The sequence below is a fragment of the Nocardia sp. NPDC058518 genome (assembly GCF_042719655.1).
In the GTDB taxonomy this organism is placed as follows: Bacteria; Actinomycetota; Actinomycetes; order Mycobacteriales; family Mycobacteriaceae; genus Nocardia.
Genome location: NZ_JBHXNJ010000001.1, coordinates 281,089 through 297,242, shown reverse-complemented (window position 1 = coordinate 297,242; position 16,154 = coordinate 281,089). Strand labels below are relative to the sequence as shown.

Genomic DNA, 16,154 nt, shown 5'->3' with positions numbered 1-16,154 from the left:
AAAAAAAGTGGCTGACATTCATGGCGCCTATGACCTGCGTTTCGAGCGCGTCGCACAGTTGCTGGCGGACAATATCGACCTCGGCAAGGAAGTCGGCGCGAGCCTCTACCTCAATATCGGTGGTGCGGACGTCATCGATATCTGGGGTGGCTGGAAGGATCGGGAGCACTCCGATGCGTGGGCCGAGGACACGATCGTCAACGTCTTCTCGGGCTCGAAGACGGTATCCAGCCTTGCCGTACTGGTGCTGGCCGACCGCGCGGGACTCGATGTCGATGCCCCGGTCGCGGACTACTGGCCCGAGTTCGCTCAGCACGGCAAGGACAAGGTTCTCGTCCGCCACCTCATGAGCCATACGAGTGGCGTCTCGGGTTGGGAGGAGCCGTTCCGTTTCGAGGACGCCTTCGATATAGAAGCGTCGACCTCGCGACTGGCCGCGCAATCAACTTGGTGGGAGCCAGGCACTGCGAGCGCCTACCACGCAAGCACATACGGTCACCTGATCGGTGAACTCGTACGCCGCGTCACCGGCAAGACGCTGCGGGAATTCATCGCCTCCGAGTTCGCCGCCCCGCTCGATGCCGCGTTCCAGCTGGGCGTCGCCGAAGCAGACTTCGGTCGGATCGCGACGATCTACCCCGTCGAGGACGGCCCCGCGCCGGAGGCGGCACCCGAGGACCTGCAGACGCCAGCCGAGATCATCAACGCCAAGACGAGGGCGGGCTCGTTTGCCGGCACCATGGGCGATCCGTTCACCGTCTTCAATTCACCCCAGTGGTGGCGGACCGAGTTCGGCGGAAGCAGTGGCCACACGAACGCCAGGGGACTGGGACGCATCATCTCGGCGCTGACCAACGGCGGTGTATCGCGTGGTGTCGACCTCCTCACTCCCGCCACGATCGACCTGATCTTCTCGGAACAGGCCAACGGGATCGACATGTACTACAACAGGCCGATCCGATGGGGCATCGGCTATGCCCTCGCCGACGAAACCGACAACAAACGCGGCCCGCTGCCGTTCCTGCGCCCCGGCAAGAAGACGGCGTACTGGTACGGCACCGGAGGGTCGTGCGCGATCGCCGACGTCGAGCGCGGCATCACCTTCGCCTACACGATGAACCAGTGCTACTCGGGCAGGGATCAGCTCAACGGCTCGTACTACCGGGCCGTCTACGAGAACCTCTGAGTCGCATACCTTCTCCAAGAGAGCCGAGTAGATGACCGACCTCATCGACCGCGACAGTGCCCTGCGGCTGCTGATCGAACCAGTGGTGTTCGAGATGGAGCGCGGCAGGCTGCGCTTCTTCGCCGAGACGATCGGGCTGACCGATCCCGTTTACCTCGATCGTGCGGCCGCGCAAATGGCGGGCCACCCTGACGTCGTCGTGCCTCCGACGTTCCTGGGCAACGCGCTGGAACTCGAGCTACCCCAACCACTCTCGTGGCTCGCCGCCCTGGGGGTGAACCTCGATCGCACCACCCACGGTGAGCAGGCGTTCGAATACCACAACCTCGCTTTCGCCGGCGACACCCTGACCTTCCATCGCAGCATCGCGGATGTGTACATCAAAAAGGGCGGCGCCCTGGAGTTCGTGGTGAAGCGGACCCGGATCACCCGCAACGACGGCACGCCGATCGCGGACGCGCTGTGCACTCTCGGTGTCTTCCACCAGGAGGCGGGCCGATGACAAACCACGACCTCACTGTCGGGACCGCGCTTCCCATACTCGAAATCGACCGGATCACTCGGCGCACACTTGCGTTGTTCGCAGGTGCGTCGGGCGACCACCAGCCCGTCCACATCGATATCGATGCCGCGAAGGCCCGCGGCCGCGACGACGTTTTCGCTCACGGCATGCTCTCGATGGCCTATCTCGGCCGGTACCTCACCGAGTGGGTGCCCCAAGAGCGCATTCGCTCCTATCAGGCCCGGTTCACCGCGATCACGCCGCTCTACGCCGAGCTCGTGTGCTCCGGACGTGTGGTCGGGATCGAGAACGGCCTGGCCACAGTCGAACTCGCGATAACTCTGCGGGACGGGACGACCACTGTTCGCGGTGAGGCCGTGGTCGACGTCAGCTGATGCCTGCTCTGACGCGGACAACGAACAACGACGGAAAGCAGTGGAGGACAAGAGTGAACGTCGAAGGATATGAACTGCTTCGCGTGCATCGAGAGGGCCGGATCGTCACCGTCGAGATCGCGCACCCGCCGATGAACCTGATCACGGGCGAGCTGCTCGCCGAGTTCGACAGGGTGACAACGGAACTGGCAGTGGATCCCGAGGTCGTGGTTGCTGTCTTCGGTAGCTCGACGCCCGGCTTCTTCCTCTGCCATGCGAAATACGACGACTTCGAGAAATTGAAAATGGCCGAGGTGCCGAGTACTCGCGACGAGGTGCCGATGAACGCCGTTCATCGAATCACCGAGCGTCTGCGTTCGATGGACAAGGTCACTATCGCCCAGGTAGACGGACGCGCGACCGGCGGCGGCGCCGCGATCGTCATGGCCTGCGATTTGCGCTACGGGACAGTCGAATCGGCCGTTTTCAACAGCTTCGGTGTCCCGATGGGAACCGGCCTGGGCGGAGGGGCCACGCAGGTGCTCCCACGGCTGGTGGGACGCTCCCGGGCGACCGAGCTCATCCTTGGCGCACTGGACCTCGACGCTGAGACGGCCGAACGGTGGGGGTATCTGACGCGCGCCCTGCCTGCGGCGGAGATCGGAGGTTATGTCGACCGCTACGCGAGGCGAGTGGCGCAATGCGTCCCCGAAGTGATCAAGCGGACGAAGGGACTGATCGCGCAGTTCGATTCCACACCACTCGCCGAGGGTCTGCGTGATGAGAACTTCGCGCTCCAGCAGTTGGCGGCGCGCCCCGAGGCTGCGGACGCCATTCGTACGTTCCTCGAGATCGGCGGCGAGACGGTCGGCGGCGAGTCCCGGCTCGAGCACCTCCTCGGTGAGTTGCTGCAGAAGATGGACGGGTAGGTCATGGCGCGGCTGGAGGGCAAGATCGCGTTCGTCACGGGTGCGGCAGGCGGCATCGGGAGCGCCGTCGTCCGGCGGTTCCTCGAGGAGGGGGCGCTCGTGGCCGGCGCCGACCTGGACGCCCGAGCGGTGACGCAGTCGGTGGCGACCCCGGATCGTGAGCGACTGCTCGCGCTCGCCTGCGACGTCACCGATCCCGGACAGGTGGAGCGCGCGGTCGCGCGGGCCGTCAGCGAATTCGGTGGCCTCACGACACTGTGCAATACGGCCGGAGGCTCCTCTCGACGCGACGGACGCGTCACCGAAGCACCGCTCGACGAGTTCTGGCGAGTGATCAATGTCGACCTCTTCGGCACCGTTCTCGCCTGCCGGTTCGCCCTGCCCGAGATCATCCGGGCCGGTGGCGGTTCGGTCATCAACCTGACCTCGATGACGGCCCTGATGGCCATCCCGCAGCGCGACTTCTATTCGGCCGCCAAAGGGGGTGTCGCCTCGATGACGCGGGCCATGGCGCTCAGCTACGCGTCGGACAACGTCAGGGTGAACGCGATCGCGCCCGGCACCACGCTGAGCCCGCGAGTGGCTGCCAGGGCGCAGACAGAGCGGGCGAAGAAGCTCGCGGAACGACACCTACTCGGCGTCCTGGATCCAGTCGACATCGCGAACACGGCGCTGTTCCTCGCGTCCGACGAATCGCCTCACATCACCGGCCAGGTCCACCGGGTCGACAGCGGCGCGACGATCAACTGATCGCTGCGCATCCGACCGGACAAATCTCGATCAGAAGGATTCGTATTCGTGAACGACAATCGCAAACCCGTGCTCCTCGTGACCGGCGGTACCGGCGGGATCGGTGGCAGCACTGCCGACCAGTGGGCCGCCGCCGGAGGCCGCGTCGCCATCCTGGATCTGAGTCCGGAAGCCGTGCGGGCGAAGGTCGATGAGCTGGGGACCGACGTCGCCGTGGGGATCCCCGCCGATGTACGCGACGACGCCGCGGTCACCGACGCCGTGCGGGCGGCGGCAGAGAGGTTCGACGGTCGACTGGACGCGGTCGTCAACTGTGCCGGCATCGCTCAGCCCATCATCGCCGCGGAGGGTGCCGACGAGGACTGGGTGCGCATGATCGATATCCACCTCAACGGGCACATGCGTGTCAACCGGGCCGCCCATCAGTACCTCACGAACAGTGATCGCGCCGCGGTCGTGAACATCTCGTCCATCGCGGGATCGGTCGGCCTTCCTGGCCGCACGAACTACGGCGCCGCGAAATCCGGCATCGAGGGCCTTACCCGTGGCTTGGCCGTGGAGTGGTCGCCCGACATCCGGGTCAACTGCGTGGCTCCCGGATACGTGCGCACTCCGATGATCGATCGTCTCGTGAGTGACGGCAAACTCGACGCCGCGCCAGTGATCGCGCGAACACCGCTGGACCGGTTCGCTGACCCGGCGGAGATCGCGGCCGCGATCATGTTCCTCCTCTCCCCTCAGGCCTCGTTCATCACCGGCCAGACCCTTCGTGTCGACGGCGGTCTGACGATCGAAGGTGACTGGTATGCCTCGCGCCAGCGCGGCTAGGAGGCACTCGACTCGACGACGAACTCGGGTCTCGATCGAGGGCTGTCGCGGTGAGTGAGTCTCTCGCCGGTCGAGTAGCAGTGATCACGGGTGCGGCGGGCGGTCTCGGCAGGGAGTATGCCCGGCTTTTCGCGGCTGAAGGCGCGCGCCTCGTGCTCGCCGACCACGGCACCAGTGGTACGACACCGGGTGACGATCCACTCGCCGGGCTGGTGGGCGAGCTCCGCGGTGCCGGGGCCGAGGTCGCTGCGTACCTGGGCGATATCGGGGCCGAGGAGTCAGCGGATGCGCTGGTCGCGGTGGCCCTCGAGCGGTTCGGCGCGCTTGACGTGCTCGTCAACAACGCTGGCAACTGGTACGAAGGCCCGATCGCGCAGACACCGCTCGGTGCATGGGACTCGATCATGCACGTCCATTTGCGTGGCCACTTTCTGACGTTGCGCGCGGCGGCGCGGCATTGGATGAGCGTGCACGAATCTGGACAGCCCGCCATGGCCTGCGTGATCAACACGACCTCGCGATCGGCGCTGAATGCCATCGCCGGTCATTCCGTCTACGCGGCCGCCAAGGGCGGCATCATCGCCCTCACTCACGTCGCGGCCGATGAACTGGCGCCCTACGGTGTGCGCGTCAACTGTGTGGCGCCGGCCGGTCGCACCGGCATGACGCTCGGGATCACGGCGCTGGCCGACGCCATCCGAGTTCCTTGTGGCGCCGAAATTTTCGATGAGTGGGACCCGGCGAACGTCGCGCCACTGATCGCCTACCTTGCGACCAGAGACTGCCCGCTCACCGGGGAGATCCTGTTCGCCCGTGGTGGGACGGTCCAGCGTTATGAGCGGTGGCTACCGGGACGGATGATCGACAAGCCGGCGCGGTGGACCGTTGCCGAACTCGCGGAACTGGTCCCACTACTGGTCTCCGGCCGAGCGCCGGAATGAGTCGGCAATCGCCGCGCTCGGAACTCGCCCTCTTCTCCGCGCGCCAGATCGACGATTGCATGGATTCGAGTACATCATTAATCTACGATCCATTTTTAGTCGGGCTACTCGCTCGAGAAGTGGCACCGGATGCTAGGAGAACACATCGACATGGTGGTCATAGACGCTCAAATCCACACTTTCTACTCGGATCGTCCGAGTCGCCCGTGGGTACCGGAGTTCCGTCCTCAGTACATCCCGGATCGGCCGAGCTACCTCCAACACGCCGGCCAGACGAACAGTCCGGGCATGGCGCTCGCCGAGATGAAGGAAGCCGAGGTCGACGCGGCACTCCTGGTACCTGTCGGCATGTACGGCACCGGTCTGGAGCTCGAGCTCGAAGCGACCGCCGAACATCCCGAGCGCTTTCGGGTCGCGGGGTTGATCGACCACCTGGCCTCCGGCCTCGGCGAGCATCTGGAGGCCGCCGCGGCTCGTGGCCTCGTTGGCGTTCGTATCCTGGAGCTGCGCGAGCCGGAGCGTGTTGCCCGCGGGGAGTTCGACGATGTCCTCGGCCTGTGCGCCGACCTCGGCCTGGTGGTCACGCTGTCGCTGCGGCATCCTCTCGATCCTCGGCTGGTCGAGCTCTTCGAGCGAAACGCCGACGTTTTCTTCCTGATCGACCATCTGGGTACCGGCTACGCTCCGCCGATCCTCGGCTACCGGCCCGCCGAGCCGTTCGAGCACATCGATGCCGTCGCCGACCTGGCGAGGTACTCCAACATCGGACTCAAGCTCACGGGTGCGCCGTCGCTCTCAGTGGATGTCCATCCCTTCAAGGACATCTGGCAGCCCATCACCCGGCTCGTCGATGCGTTCGGCGCCGAACGGGTGTACTGGGGCAGCGACTACAGCCGCACGGCACCCCTGCACAGTTATCACGACGGCCGGTTCTATCTCGCAGAGATTCCGGGTCTGGCTCAGGAGCAGCTCGACCTGATCTACGGCGAAGCGCTCGCGCAGCAGCTCAATTGGCATCCGTCGGTCGGTAACGGCGCGGAGTAGGGATCACATGGCGCTCACGGTTCAAGCACTCAAAGTCGGCACTGTTCACGGCTTTTCCCAAGCCGCGCTCACTTTCTCACGTGGTCAATTCGAGGGGATCGACTTCGCTATCTACATGTTCCTCGTGCGAGGCGGCGACAAGCTTCTCCTCGTTGACACCGGTCCGGGTACCCCGGCCGAGGTCAAGGAACGTCACGGCTTCGATATGACCCAGCTCCCCGATGAGGAGCCGCGAGCCGCGCTCGCGAAGGCTGGAGTGAAACCCGAGGACATCGAGGTGGTGGTGAACACCCACCTGCACTGGGATCACTGCTCGAACAACGACCTCTTCACCAATGCCCAAATCCTCGTTCAGGGCAGCGAACTGCACTATGCGGCGCATCCTCTCCCGACCGGCCGCGCATCTTACGAGCGGAAGCCCGGCATGTCGCCTGCCTGGGCCAAAGCCTTCGGCCGCACAGTCGGCCGCGACGGCGACTATGAGCTCATGCCGGGCGTCGACGTGGTTACTCTGCCGGGGCACACCCCTGGCTCCCAGGGCGTGCTGGTTCAGGCGTCGAAGAGGTACCTGATCGCCGGCGACTGCATCAGTTGCTACGCGAACTGGGAAGGCGACGCCGGCATTGCGCACATTCCGTCCGGGTCGTTCACGAGCCTCGAGGACTACTTCCGCACGTTCGACAAGATCGAAGGCTTCGGTTGCGCAGTCATTCCCAGCCACGATCTCACCGTCGCGGATCACCCGTTCTTCGACTAGTGGCGTCGGGGGCACTCACCCCGAAACCGCCTATCGATCTCACCTGTAATAGCAAATGAACACCGGAAGGGGTGGCGCTTCAGCATGAATGAATCCGCCGTGCTGCAAAGACTGGCCGACAAAGATGCGATCTGGGAATGCGTGCTCCGCTATACACGCGGCCTCGATCGTCTAGACATAGATCTGTTCCGATCCGCTTACTGGGAAGATGCCCACACCTGCCATGGAACCGTCAACGGCACCGTCGACGACTTCCTCGACTGGTGGTTGCCCCTCCAGGAAGGGCGCGAGGCCGGTCAGCACGCAGTCACCAATCATTGGGTGGAGTTCGATGGCGCAGCCGGGGCGAATGCCGAGACCTACTTCCTCGCCTCGATCAAGAACCAGGTGAGTGGCACGGTCGAATTGCTGGGCGGCCGCTATATAGATCATTTCGAGAAGCGCGGTGACGAATGGCGGATCAAGACGAGGGTGCTCATCTTCGACTGGCAGGCGACCGCTGACGCTTCGCATATGCGCGAGCGACTTGCCATGAACTTCAAGGGTTTTCGAGACCGCAACGATATGTCGTACCAGCGGCCGGTGCTCCCTCGACTCGACCCACCGACGCAGTAAACGGCAGCCCATCCGCTCTTGATTGCTTTGCCGATCCGCATTAGACTTGAGTCTAACAACGGACTTAAATATACATTTCTGGCTGCATTGCGCATTCAGCAGATCCGAAGGAGTTGAACCATGCGAGACGCCGTTATCGTCGACGCCGTGCGCACCCCGATCGGCAAGGGTCGTCCAAAGGGAGCCCTCCACGACGTGCATCCGGCGGACCTTCTGGCGCGCTCCATCGCAGCTTTGGTCGAGCGCACCGGCATCGATCCCGGAATCGTCGACGACGTGATCGCCGGCTGTGTGACCCAGCTGGGCGAGCAGGCGCTGAATATCGGCCGTACGGCGCTACTCGCCGCCGGATTTCCGGACAGCGTGCCCGCGACCACGGTCGATCGCCAGTGCGGCAGCAGCCAGCAGGCGGTACATTTCGCTGCCCACACCATCATCGCCGGCGGCTACGACGTGGCGATCGCCTGCGGTGTCGAATCGATGAGTCGCGTGCCGATGGGTTCCGATACGCCGGACGGCACCGACCTGTACGGCTCGATGTTCGGCGCCCGCTACCCGAACGGCATTCCCAACCAGTTCGTCGGCGCGGAACTGATCGCGGCGAAGTGGGGTCTGACCCGCGAGCAGTTGGACGAGTTCGCCTTGTCGAGTCACGAGAAGGCACACCGGGCAACCCTCGACGGGGCGTTCGGGAACGAGCTCGTGAAGATGGATGAGTTGAGCGTGGATGAAGGCATCCGCGCCGGCGGCACACTGGAGTCGATGGCCAGGCTGCAGTCGCCATTTGTCGACGAGGAGGCTTCTCGCCTCTACCCCCAGATCGAGTGGCTGCTCACGGTCGGATCGAGCAGCCAGATCAGCGATGCCAGCTCCGCGTTGCTGCTGATGACCAGCCAGAAGGCGAAGGAACTCGGCCTTCCGATCCGCGCCAGGGTGCACTCGGCAGCGGTGGCAGGCGACGACCCGGTCATCCGGCTGACGGCGCTCATCCCGGCGACCCGCAAGGTCCTCGGGAACGCGGGATTGTCCATCGACGACATCGGCGCGTTCGAAATCAGCGAAGCCTTCGCCTCGGTGCCGCTGGCGTGGCGGGCCGAGACGGGTGCGGATATCAGCAGGGTGAATCAGTGGGGTGGCGCCATCGCACTCGGCCACCCGGTCGGCGCGAGCGGTGGTCGTCTGATGACCACGCTGCTCAACACGATGGAGGCCACCGGATCCAAGTACGGGCTACAGGCCATGTGTGAGGGCGGCGGGGTCTCGAACGCGACCATCCTCGAACTGGTCGACTGACCCCGCACGGAAGGACATACCGAATGCTGGACGGATATCCAGACACCGAGGTACTCCACCTCGAACAGCGCGGTCACGTCCTGATCGCGACACTGAACCGGCCCGGCCAGCGCAACGCGCTGAACGCCGAACTCCGCGAAGCCCTGCGCGATACCTTCGACCGGTTCGACACCGATGACGATCTGCGCTGCGCCGTCCTCACCGGGAACGGGAAGGCCTTCTGTGCCGGCGGAGATCTCAAAGAGATGGCCGACACCCAGATGGCGGTTCCGCCGGAGAACTCCTTCATCATGCTCGGCAGCAAGGGGCGACTGACCAAACCGGTCATCGGCGCGGTCAACGGTTTTGCGATGGCAGGCGGTTTTCTCCTCGCTCAGAATTGCGACCTGGCCATCGCTTCGGACGAAGCGACGTTCGCCATCAGTGAGGTCAAACGGGGCCGTGGCGCGCCATGGGCGGTGCCACTGATCTCGATGCTTCCCAAACGGATCCTGATGGAGTTGCTGGTGACCGGCGAGCCGATCGGCGCACACCGGGCCTACGAGGTCGGATTGATCAACAGGGTCGTGCCTGCCGATGAGCTTCTCGAGTCGGCCGTGGCAATGGCCGAGGTCATCGCCGGGAACGCTCCGCTGAGCGTCTGGGCGTCCAAACAGGCCGTCGAGGTGGCGACCGAAGTCGGACAGTCCGCCGCGCTTGCCGCCGCCCACCAGATCTTCTACCGGGTTTACACCAGCCAGGACGCCGCCGAAGGGCCGCGGGCGTTCGCCGAGAAGCGCAAGCCTGTGTGGACCGGGCACTGAACCTGACGATCGCGAAAGGAACTTGTAGGAAATGGCGATAGAGCGTTTTCCGCACTTGGAGATCAAGCGCGACCTGCGCGAGGCCGTCCAGACATTGTGCTCGAAGTTCAGTCTGGACTATTGGGAGGAACACGACCGCGAGCACATCTTTCCCGAGGACTTCCGGCGTGCGTTCGCCGACGCGGGCTTCTCCGGTGTGGTCATTCCTGAGGAGTACGGCGGCGGGGGTGGCAGCCTCGGCGATATGGTCGTGATCCTCGAGGAGGTCGCGGCCGCCGGTGGCGCACTCAACGCGGCCAGCGCCGTCCACCTCCCGCAGCTCTGCATCCCCTCGCTGCTCACCTTCGGCTCCGAGGAGCAGCGTCGCGAGTTGTTGCCCAAGATCGCCTCTGGCGATCTGTTCGTCACCTTCGGTGTCACCGAACCGGATGCCGGCACCGACACCACGCAGATCTCCACCCGCGCCACGAGAAAGGGGGACGGGTGGGTCATCAACGGTGCGAAGGTCTGGAACAGCGGGGCTCTCCAGGGAGACAAGATCATGCTGCTGGCTCGGACGAGTACGCCCGAACCCGGTCAGCGCAAAGGCCTGGGGCTCACGCTCATCATGACCGACCTCGAGGCCGACACCATCGATATCAGCCCGATCCCCAAGATCGGACGCAATGCTGTGGCCTCGTGTGAGGTGGTATTCCGTGACCATCCGGTCGCCGATGCCGAGATCATCGGTGAAATCGGCCAGGGTTTCTACCATCTTCTCCACAGCCTCAACAGCGAGCGCCTCTACATCGCCGCCGAGGTGCTGGGAATGGGGCGCTGGGCGGTGGAGAACGCCACCCGATATGCCAACGAGCGTGTTGTCTTCGACCGGAAGATCGGCATGAACCAGTCCGTTCAGCACCCGATCGCCCGCGGCTATCTCAACCTGCTCGCGGCAGGCCAGGTCGTCTACCAGGCTGTCGCGGAGTACGAGGCCAAGGGCGGTGCGGCCGTGGGCACGCTCGCGAACGCGGCGAAGTACCTCGCTTCCGAGGCGGCGTTCCAGGCCGCCGACGACGCCATGCAGGTCTTCGGCGGCTACTCCTACGCCAGGGAATACCACATCGGGCGTTTCTGGGCCGAGAGCCGCATTCAGCGCATCGCCCCGATCAACAACCAGATGATCCTCAACTACATCGCTGAGCGCAGCCTCGGTCTGCCGCGCAGCTACTGAGCAACGACATCGGAAGGCAGTAATGAAGGCCATCGGTCACTTCGACTTCGGAGGCCCAGAGGTCCTCCAGCTCGTCGACCTCCCCGACCCGGTACCAGGTCCCGGAGAGGTACGCATTCGAGTCCGGGCGAGCGCTGTCAGCCCGACCGACACTCTCCGGCGTGCCGGCGTTCGAGCGCTGGACGGGAAACCCGCACCGGAATTGCGGGATCAGGACAGGCCGCTCGTGCCGGGCATGGAAATCGCGGGCATCCTCGAGGAGATCGGTCCGGGCACCGAGACAGACCTCCGGGTCGGCGAGCACGTCGCCGGGGTCGTCTTCCCCAAGGGCACCCATGGCGCCTACTCCGAGCAGATCGTCCTGCCGGTCGAATCTGTGGTGCGAACGCCCGCCGGAGTGGATGACATCGCGGCGTCGACGCTACTCATGAACGGGCTCACCGCACTGGCGTGCCTGGATGAACTCGGCCTGACACCTGGGCAGACGGTTGGTGTGACCGGGGCGGCGGGCACACTCGGCGGATATACCGTCCAGCTCGCCAAGGCGCGTGGTCTCCGGGTCGTCGGCGACGCCTCACCTGCCGACAGGTCATTCGTCGAGGCCCTGGGTGCAGACGTCGTCGTCGAGCGTGGCGACGGTGTTGCCGACCGATTCCGGGCGGCGGCGCCTGGTGGCGTCGACGGTCTCGTCGATACCGCCGTGCTGAACGAGAAGGTCGCCGGAGCGGTGCGTGCAGGCGGTCGTATCGCGACGGTGCGTCACTACGAAGGACCGCCCATCGACGGGGTGACGTTCCACGCGGTGAAGGTCCGCTACTACCTGCGGGATACGCATCGACTCGACGAGCTCCGCGAGTTGGTCGAGGACGGAAAGCTCGAACTGCGAGTGGCGGGCACCTACCGCGCCGCCGAGGCGGCCGACGCGCATCGTCGACTGGCCGCTCGGGGTACCAGAGGCCGCCTCGTACTCACCTTCGGGGACTGACGAGTTTCGTCGCCCCGGAGGCGGTGCGTGGGTCGCTCGATGCGTGCCGCTCACGGTCGGCGGGGTTCGGCCTGCCGCGGTGAGTAGGCACCGTAGAGGACGGTATCGACGAGCATCAGTAGTTCGCGCTCGAGGTCGAACTCGGGTGTATCCGGGGTAATCCACCTGGCGAGGACCGCGAAGTAGGCCGTGGCGAGGATCAGCCCGACCTGCTCGGCATTGACATACGCCGGCGCGGCCCCGGCGTCTCTACCATTCCTGATCAGCGCCGCCAGCTCGTCGGCCAGCTCCGGATTGGCCAGGAAGTTCGTCTGTTGCAGCGTGGCCGACAGCATGGCGCGGGTCTCGTCGCGCGTCTCCTCGCTGATCTTTGCCATCTCGGTCATATAGCGATGGAGCAGTTGATCGAGTGTCTCGCCCGCCACCGCGGTCGTCACGGCCGTGGCGCGTGCGCGACGGCGCGCGGTCCATTCATCGAGGAACGCGGTTTTGCGCGGGAAGTAGTTGAACACGGAGGCGCGGGCAACATCCGCACGTTCGGCGATTTCGTCGATTGTCGTGCGGTCGAAGCCGCGGTCGATGAAGAGTTCCACGGCGGCTGCGTACACCTCGTTGCGACGTCGCTGGCGACTGCGGGTGCGCCTGTCCGACGAGGGGTCGATGTAGCCGGGTTGGTCGGGAGCGGCTTCGGTGTGTGCGCTGCCTGATTTCTGAGCCATGGGCCACCTTTCGTTGCAATCGAAAACTCTTGACCGGGCATCGACCCTGGCATAGAGTTCTGTCTAACTTTAGACTCAAGTATACATTCGTTCTATAGAAGACGCGGGATAGGTACGGCCCGCGTCTGCACTTTGAAAGGACTCAGCTGTGTCCGATGCGATGCCCCTGGATGGTATTCGGGTTCTCGAGTTCGCCCATGCGATGGCAGGACCATTCTGTGGTGGGTTGCTCGCTGATTTCGGCGCGGAGGTGATCAAGATCGAACGCGCTGGGTCCGGCGACAGTTTGCGCCGGATGGGACCGGACGGCGGGAAGACTCTGTGGTTCACCGTGACCAGCCGGAACAAACGAAGTGTCGAGGTCGACCTGGCCGATCCCGATGACAACCAGTATGTGAAGGAGCTGGTGGCCTCCAGCGACGTGATCGTGGAGAACTATCGCCCAGGTGCCCTCGAGCAATACGGGCTGGGCTGGGACGACGTGGAGAAGCTCAATCCACGGGTGGTGATGCTGCGCATCTCGGGATTCGGGCGCGGCGGCCCCTATAGCGACCGGCCGGGATTCGGGAAAATCGCCGAGGCGTTCAGCGGTGCTACGAACATCACCGGCTACAAGGACGCACCACCGGTGCACCCAGGCTATTCGCTCGCGGACCTCATCACCGGCTTGTATGGCGCATGGGGGGTGATGCTGGCGCTCTTCGAGCGCGATCGTTCGGGCAAGGGGCAGATGATCGACCTCGGCATATATGACGGTCTCTTCCGCATGATCGAGTGGCAGATCCCGTTCTTCGAGAAGCTCGGCATCGACGCAGAACGCAACGGCGCGTCCTTTCCGTTCGCGGGCGCGTTCGTGACCGAGATCTGTCCCGCCGCCGACGGTGCATTCGTCGTGGTGTCGGCGGCGACGACCACCACGATCGACAACCTGATCGCCTTCCTGCGCAGCGAGGGCGACTACACACTGGAGACGTCGAGCTCGGTCGAGGCAGCGGCGGCGCTGCGGCGCTGGGTCGCCAAACACAGCTCCGATATAGCCATTGAGCGCTTGACCGAGGTGCGGGTGGTCGCCGGTCGCGTCTTCAAGCCGAGCGACCTGGCCACCGACCCGCACATCAACGAACGCGGAAGCCTTGTTTCCGTCGAGACCGAAGAGTACGGCACCGTTCGCATGCCGGCGCCGGTGCCGAAATTGATGCGAACACCGGGCCGAATCAGATGGGCCGCACCCAAACTCGGCCAGGACAACGGCAAGATCGATTTGCGAGGTGAGGGAAAATGACGACCGATCAGCATCGGGCTCAACTGCGAATCGGAGCCTTCTCCGGCTTCTACGGCGACTGCCCGGACAACATGAAAACACTCCTGGACAACGGCGTCGATGTGCTGATGGGCGACTACCTCGCCGAGCTCACGATGCTCATCCTCCGCAAGGCCGAGTTGCGCGGTGGCCCCGGCTATGCTCGCACCTTCGTCGCCCAGCTCGAAGGCAACCTGCAGCAGATCAAGGACCAGGGCGTCAAGGTTGTCGCCAATGCCGGAGGCCTCGCGCCGGAGGAGTGCGCCGCCGCCATTCGGGCGGTATGCCGCGAGGCCGGCGTCGACCTGACGGTCGCGGCCGTGGTCGGCGACAACCTACGGGAGACGCTCGACAGTGACCTCGGTGGCGCGGTGCTCGCGAACATGGACACCGGGGAGAAGCTCGACCTCGCCCAGCACGAGATCCTCACCGCAAACGCCTATCTCGGTGCTTGGCCGATCGTCGAAGCACTCGATGCAGGCGCGGATATTGTGGTCTGTCCCCGCATGACGGATGCTTCTCTCGTCGTCGGGCCCGCTGCCTGGTACTTCGGCTGGGACCGAGAGGATTGGGACAAGCTCGCATCGGCTGTTGTCGTCGGCCACATTATCGAGTGCGGCGGCCAGGCCACCGGCGGCATGTACGGGCACTTCTACGAGCACGAGGATTTGGGGCACCCGGGACTGCCCCTTGCCGACATCGCCGCTGACGGCACTTCGATCATCTCCAAGAGCGCACCCTCGGGCGGTGTCGTCACCGTCGACACCATCAAGGCACAGCTCTTCTACGAGGTCGGCAGCCCGAAGTACCACAACCCCGACGTCATCACCGACCTCGCCACGGTCCGGCTGGCCGATCTGGGTGAGGATCGCGTGCAGGTCTCCGGCGTCCGAGGCAGTCGCCCGACGACGACCACGAAGCTCTCGCTGACTTACGAGGGTGGTTACCGCAATATGATGACCATCGGCGTCACCGGCGCACATATCCCGGAGAAGATCGCCTGGCTCAAACGCCAGATCGAAGGGCGTGTCGGCACCCCCGAGACCTTCGACGGATTTCGCTGGTCGGTCATCGGCCCGAACAAGCCGATCGACGGCACCTACGACGAAGCGACCGCATTGGTCATCCTGCACGTCCGGGACCGCGACGCCACCAAGGTTGGACGAACGGGCTTCTCCGACAGAATCGTCCAGATGTGCTTGGCCAGTATTCCGGGCCACTTCATGACCACAACGCCCCAAAACGGGCGACTGTTCGGCGTTCAGTGGCCCTGCCTGATCGACAAGTCGCTCGTATCGCCTGTGGTCCGCATCGATGGGCGGCCGGACATCAGGGTGCCTTGGCTGATCGGTGAGGATACCGAGCCGGTTGCTCCCGAGCCCGGGGGAGTCACCGACCTTTCTCGATTCGGGCCGACGACGCCGGCAGTCCTGGGTGATATCGCCATCACTCGGTCCGGCGATAAGGGCGGTAAGGCCAACGTCGGCATTTGGGTGCGGACAGCCGAAGCGTACGAATGGTTGACCACCTACCTGACGGTCGAGCGATTCGTGGAACTCGTGCCGGAAGCAGCCGGCCTCCCCATCGACCGCTACCGGTTCGACAATTTGCTCGGGCTCAACTTCGTCGTCACCGGCTTCCTCGAGGACGGAGTGTCCTCCTGCACGAGGATCGATGCCCAGGGCAAGGCCATCGGAGAGTATCTCGCGAGCCACACCGTCCCCATCCCGCGGGAGATTCTCCAACCAGCATGATCCACGACTGCCGCGACGACCCCGGACCTGTTCGTCTCTGGGGCGGTGACTTGGAGCAGGTCGTCATCACTGTTGTGGGCCGTCCGTCGGCCGAGCGTGCGAGGCTGCTCTCGCTTCGTCTGGCCGAACTTTGCGAGGGAGCCTGGCTGCGGTCGGCCAAC

The 16,154-nt window shown here is 64.7% G+C and carries 17 protein-coding genes; 16 read left to right on the top strand and 1 reads right to left on the bottom strand.

Features of this window, described 5'->3' with window-relative positions:
• The first annotated feature begins 7 nt into the window (after positions 1 to 7).
• The 14 genes from ACFWPX_RS01305 to ACFWPX_RS01240 all read left to right on the top strand — a co-directional run bounded on the left by ACFWPX_RS01305 (position 8) and on the right by ACFWPX_RS01240 (position 12,220).
• Entirely contained in the window at positions 8 to 1,186 is a 1,179-nt protein-coding gene (locus ACFWPX_RS01305) for a serine hydrolase domain-containing protein (protein WP_378924844.1), read from the top strand.
• A gap of 31 nt (positions 1,187 to 1,217) precedes the next feature.
• A complete protein-coding gene (locus ACFWPX_RS01300; protein ID WP_378924842.1) occupies positions 1,218 to 1,688 on the top strand; it encodes a MaoC family dehydratase N-terminal domain-containing protein in 471 nt (156 codons plus the stop codon).
• Positions 1,685 to 2,083: a MaoC/PaaZ C-terminal domain-containing protein gene (locus ACFWPX_RS01295; protein WP_378924840.1), complete on the top strand. Its 399-nt coding sequence runs from the start codon at positions 1,685 to 1,687 to the stop codon at positions 2,081 to 2,083. The genes ACFWPX_RS01300 and ACFWPX_RS01295 overlap by 4 nt, the downstream gene beginning before the upstream one ends.
• A gap of 53 nt (positions 2,084 to 2,136) precedes the next feature.
• On the top strand, positions 2,137 to 2,991 hold the full coding sequence (locus tag ACFWPX_RS01290; protein ID WP_378924838.1) for an enoyl-CoA hydratase/isomerase family protein: 855 nt from the start codon (positions 2,137 to 2,139) through the stop codon (positions 2,989 to 2,991).
• Between the two features lie 3 nt (positions 2,992 to 2,994).
• On the top strand, positions 2,995 to 3,741 hold the full coding sequence (locus tag ACFWPX_RS01285) for an SDR family NAD(P)-dependent oxidoreductase (protein ID WP_378924836.1): 747 nt from the start codon (positions 2,995 to 2,997) through the stop codon (positions 3,739 to 3,741).
• Between the two features lie 48 nt (positions 3,742 to 3,789).
• Positions 3,790 to 4,569, top strand: coding sequence for an SDR family NAD(P)-dependent oxidoreductase (locus ACFWPX_RS01280; protein WP_378924834.1), 780 nt, complete (start codon positions 3,790 to 3,792; stop codon positions 4,567 to 4,569).
• 50 nt (positions 4,570 to 4,619) lie between these two features.
• Positions 4,620 to 5,510 (top strand): SDR family NAD(P)-dependent oxidoreductase, encoded by an 891-nt coding sequence (locus ACFWPX_RS01275; protein ID WP_378924832.1) that lies wholly within the window; start codon positions 4,620 to 4,622, stop codon positions 5,508 to 5,510.
• Between the two features lie 129 nt (positions 5,511 to 5,639).
• The gene (locus ACFWPX_RS01270) at positions 5,640 to 6,554 is read left to right on the top strand and encodes an amidohydrolase family protein (RefSeq protein WP_378924830.1); all 915 of its coding nucleotides are present in this window, start codon (positions 5,640 to 5,642) and stop codon (positions 6,552 to 6,554) included.
• A gap of 7 nt (positions 6,555 to 6,561) precedes the next feature.
• Entirely contained in the window at positions 6,562 to 7,311 is a 750-nt protein-coding gene (locus ACFWPX_RS01265; RefSeq protein ID WP_378924828.1) for an N-acyl homoserine lactonase family protein, read from the top strand.
• Positions 7,312 to 7,395: 84 nt separating this feature from the next.
• Positions 7,396 to 7,926, top strand: a complete 531-nt coding sequence (locus ACFWPX_RS01260) for a nuclear transport factor 2 family protein (RefSeq protein WP_378924826.1) — start codon at positions 7,396 to 7,398, stop codon at positions 7,924 to 7,926.
• A 120-nt stretch (positions 7,927 to 8,046) separates the two neighbouring features.
• A complete protein-coding gene (locus ACFWPX_RS01255; RefSeq protein WP_378924823.1) occupies positions 8,047 to 9,219 on the top strand; it encodes an acetyl-CoA C-acyltransferase in 1,173 nt (390 codons plus the stop codon).
• A 23-nt stretch (positions 9,220 to 9,242) separates the two neighbouring features.
• Positions 9,243 to 10,022 (top strand): enoyl-CoA hydratase-related protein, encoded by a 780-nt coding sequence (locus ACFWPX_RS01250; RefSeq protein ID WP_378924821.1) that lies wholly within the window; start codon positions 9,243 to 9,245, stop codon positions 10,020 to 10,022.
• Positions 10,023 to 10,053: 31 nt separating this feature from the next.
• The gene (locus ACFWPX_RS01245; RefSeq protein ID WP_378924819.1) at positions 10,054 to 11,235 is read left to right on the top strand and encodes an acyl-CoA dehydrogenase family protein; all 1,182 of its coding nucleotides are present in this window, start codon (positions 10,054 to 10,056) and stop codon (positions 11,233 to 11,235) included.
• Between the two features lie 22 nt (positions 11,236 to 11,257).
• The gene (locus ACFWPX_RS01240; RefSeq protein ID WP_378924817.1) at positions 11,258 to 12,220 is read left to right on the top strand and encodes an NADP-dependent oxidoreductase; all 963 of its coding nucleotides are present in this window, start codon (positions 11,258 to 11,260) and stop codon (positions 12,218 to 12,220) included.
• Between the two features lie 50 nt (positions 12,221 to 12,270).
• On the opposite strand, the gene ACFWPX_RS01235 is transcribed toward ACFWPX_RS01240, so the two are convergent.
• On the bottom strand, positions 12,271 to 12,939 hold the full coding sequence (locus ACFWPX_RS01235; RefSeq protein ID WP_378924815.1) for a helix-turn-helix domain-containing protein: 669 nt from the start codon (positions 12,937 to 12,939) through the stop codon (positions 12,271 to 12,273).
• A gap of 160 nt (positions 12,940 to 13,099) precedes the next feature.
• Between ACFWPX_RS01235 and ACFWPX_RS01230 the strand changes: the two genes are divergently transcribed.
• The gene (locus tag ACFWPX_RS01230) at positions 13,100 to 14,221 is read left to right on the top strand and encodes a CaiB/BaiF CoA transferase family protein (protein ID WP_378926074.1); all 1,122 of its coding nucleotides are present in this window, start codon (positions 13,100 to 13,102) and stop codon (positions 14,219 to 14,221) included.
• Complete coding sequence (locus tag ACFWPX_RS01225) at positions 14,218 to 15,993, top strand: acyclic terpene utilization AtuA family protein (RefSeq protein WP_378924813.1); 1,776 nt, start codon at positions 14,218 to 14,220, stop codon at positions 15,991 to 15,993. The genes ACFWPX_RS01230 and ACFWPX_RS01225 overlap by 4 nt, the downstream gene beginning before the upstream one ends.
• Positions 15,994 to 16,154: the final 161 nt, after the last annotated feature.

Excerpts from the sequence above, each read along its gene's own strand:
- ACFWPX_RS01300 (WP_378924842.1), top strand. The coding sequence starts at position 1,218 with ATGACCGACCTCATCGACCGCGACAGTGCCCTGCGGCTGCTGATCGAA.
- ACFWPX_RS01295 (WP_378924840.1), top strand. The coding sequence starts at position 1,685 with ATGACAAACCACGACCTCACTGTCGGGACCGCGCTTCCCATACTCGAA.
- ACFWPX_RS01285 (WP_378924836.1), top strand. The coding sequence starts at position 2,995 with ATGGCGCGGCTGGAGGGCAAGATCGCGTTCGTCACGGGTGCGGCAGGC.
- ACFWPX_RS01270 (WP_378924830.1), top strand. The coding sequence starts at position 5,640 with ATGCTAGGAGAACACATCGACATGGTGGTCATAGACGCTCAAATCCAC.
- ACFWPX_RS01265 (WP_378924828.1), top strand. The coding sequence starts at position 6,562 with ATGGCGCTCACGGTTCAAGCACTCAAAGTCGGCACTGTTCACGGCTTT.
- ACFWPX_RS01260 (WP_378924826.1), top strand. The coding sequence starts at position 7,396 with ATGAATGAATCCGCCGTGCTGCAAAGACTGGCCGACAAAGATGCGATC.
- ACFWPX_RS01255 (WP_378924823.1), top strand. The coding sequence starts at position 8,047 with ATGCGAGACGCCGTTATCGTCGACGCCGTGCGCACCCCGATCGGCAAG.
- ACFWPX_RS01250 (WP_378924821.1), top strand. The coding sequence starts at position 9,243 with ATGCTGGACGGATATCCAGACACCGAGGTACTCCACCTCGAACAGCGC.
- ACFWPX_RS01245 (WP_378924819.1), top strand. The coding sequence starts at position 10,054 with ATGGCGATAGAGCGTTTTCCGCACTTGGAGATCAAGCGCGACCTGCGC.
- ACFWPX_RS01240 (WP_378924817.1), top strand. The coding sequence starts at position 11,258 with ATGAAGGCCATCGGTCACTTCGACTTCGGAGGCCCAGAGGTCCTCCAG.
- ACFWPX_RS01235 (WP_378924815.1), bottom strand. The coding sequence starts at position 12,939 with ATGGCTCAGAAATCAGGCAGCGCACACACCGAAGCCGCTCCCGACCAA.
- ACFWPX_RS01230 (WP_378926074.1), top strand. The coding sequence starts at position 13,100 with ATGCCCCTGGATGGTATTCGGGTTCTCGAGTTCGCCCATGCGATGGCA.
- ACFWPX_RS01225 (WP_378924813.1), top strand. The coding sequence starts at position 14,218 with ATGACGACCGATCAGCATCGGGCTCAACTGCGAATCGGAGCCTTCTCC.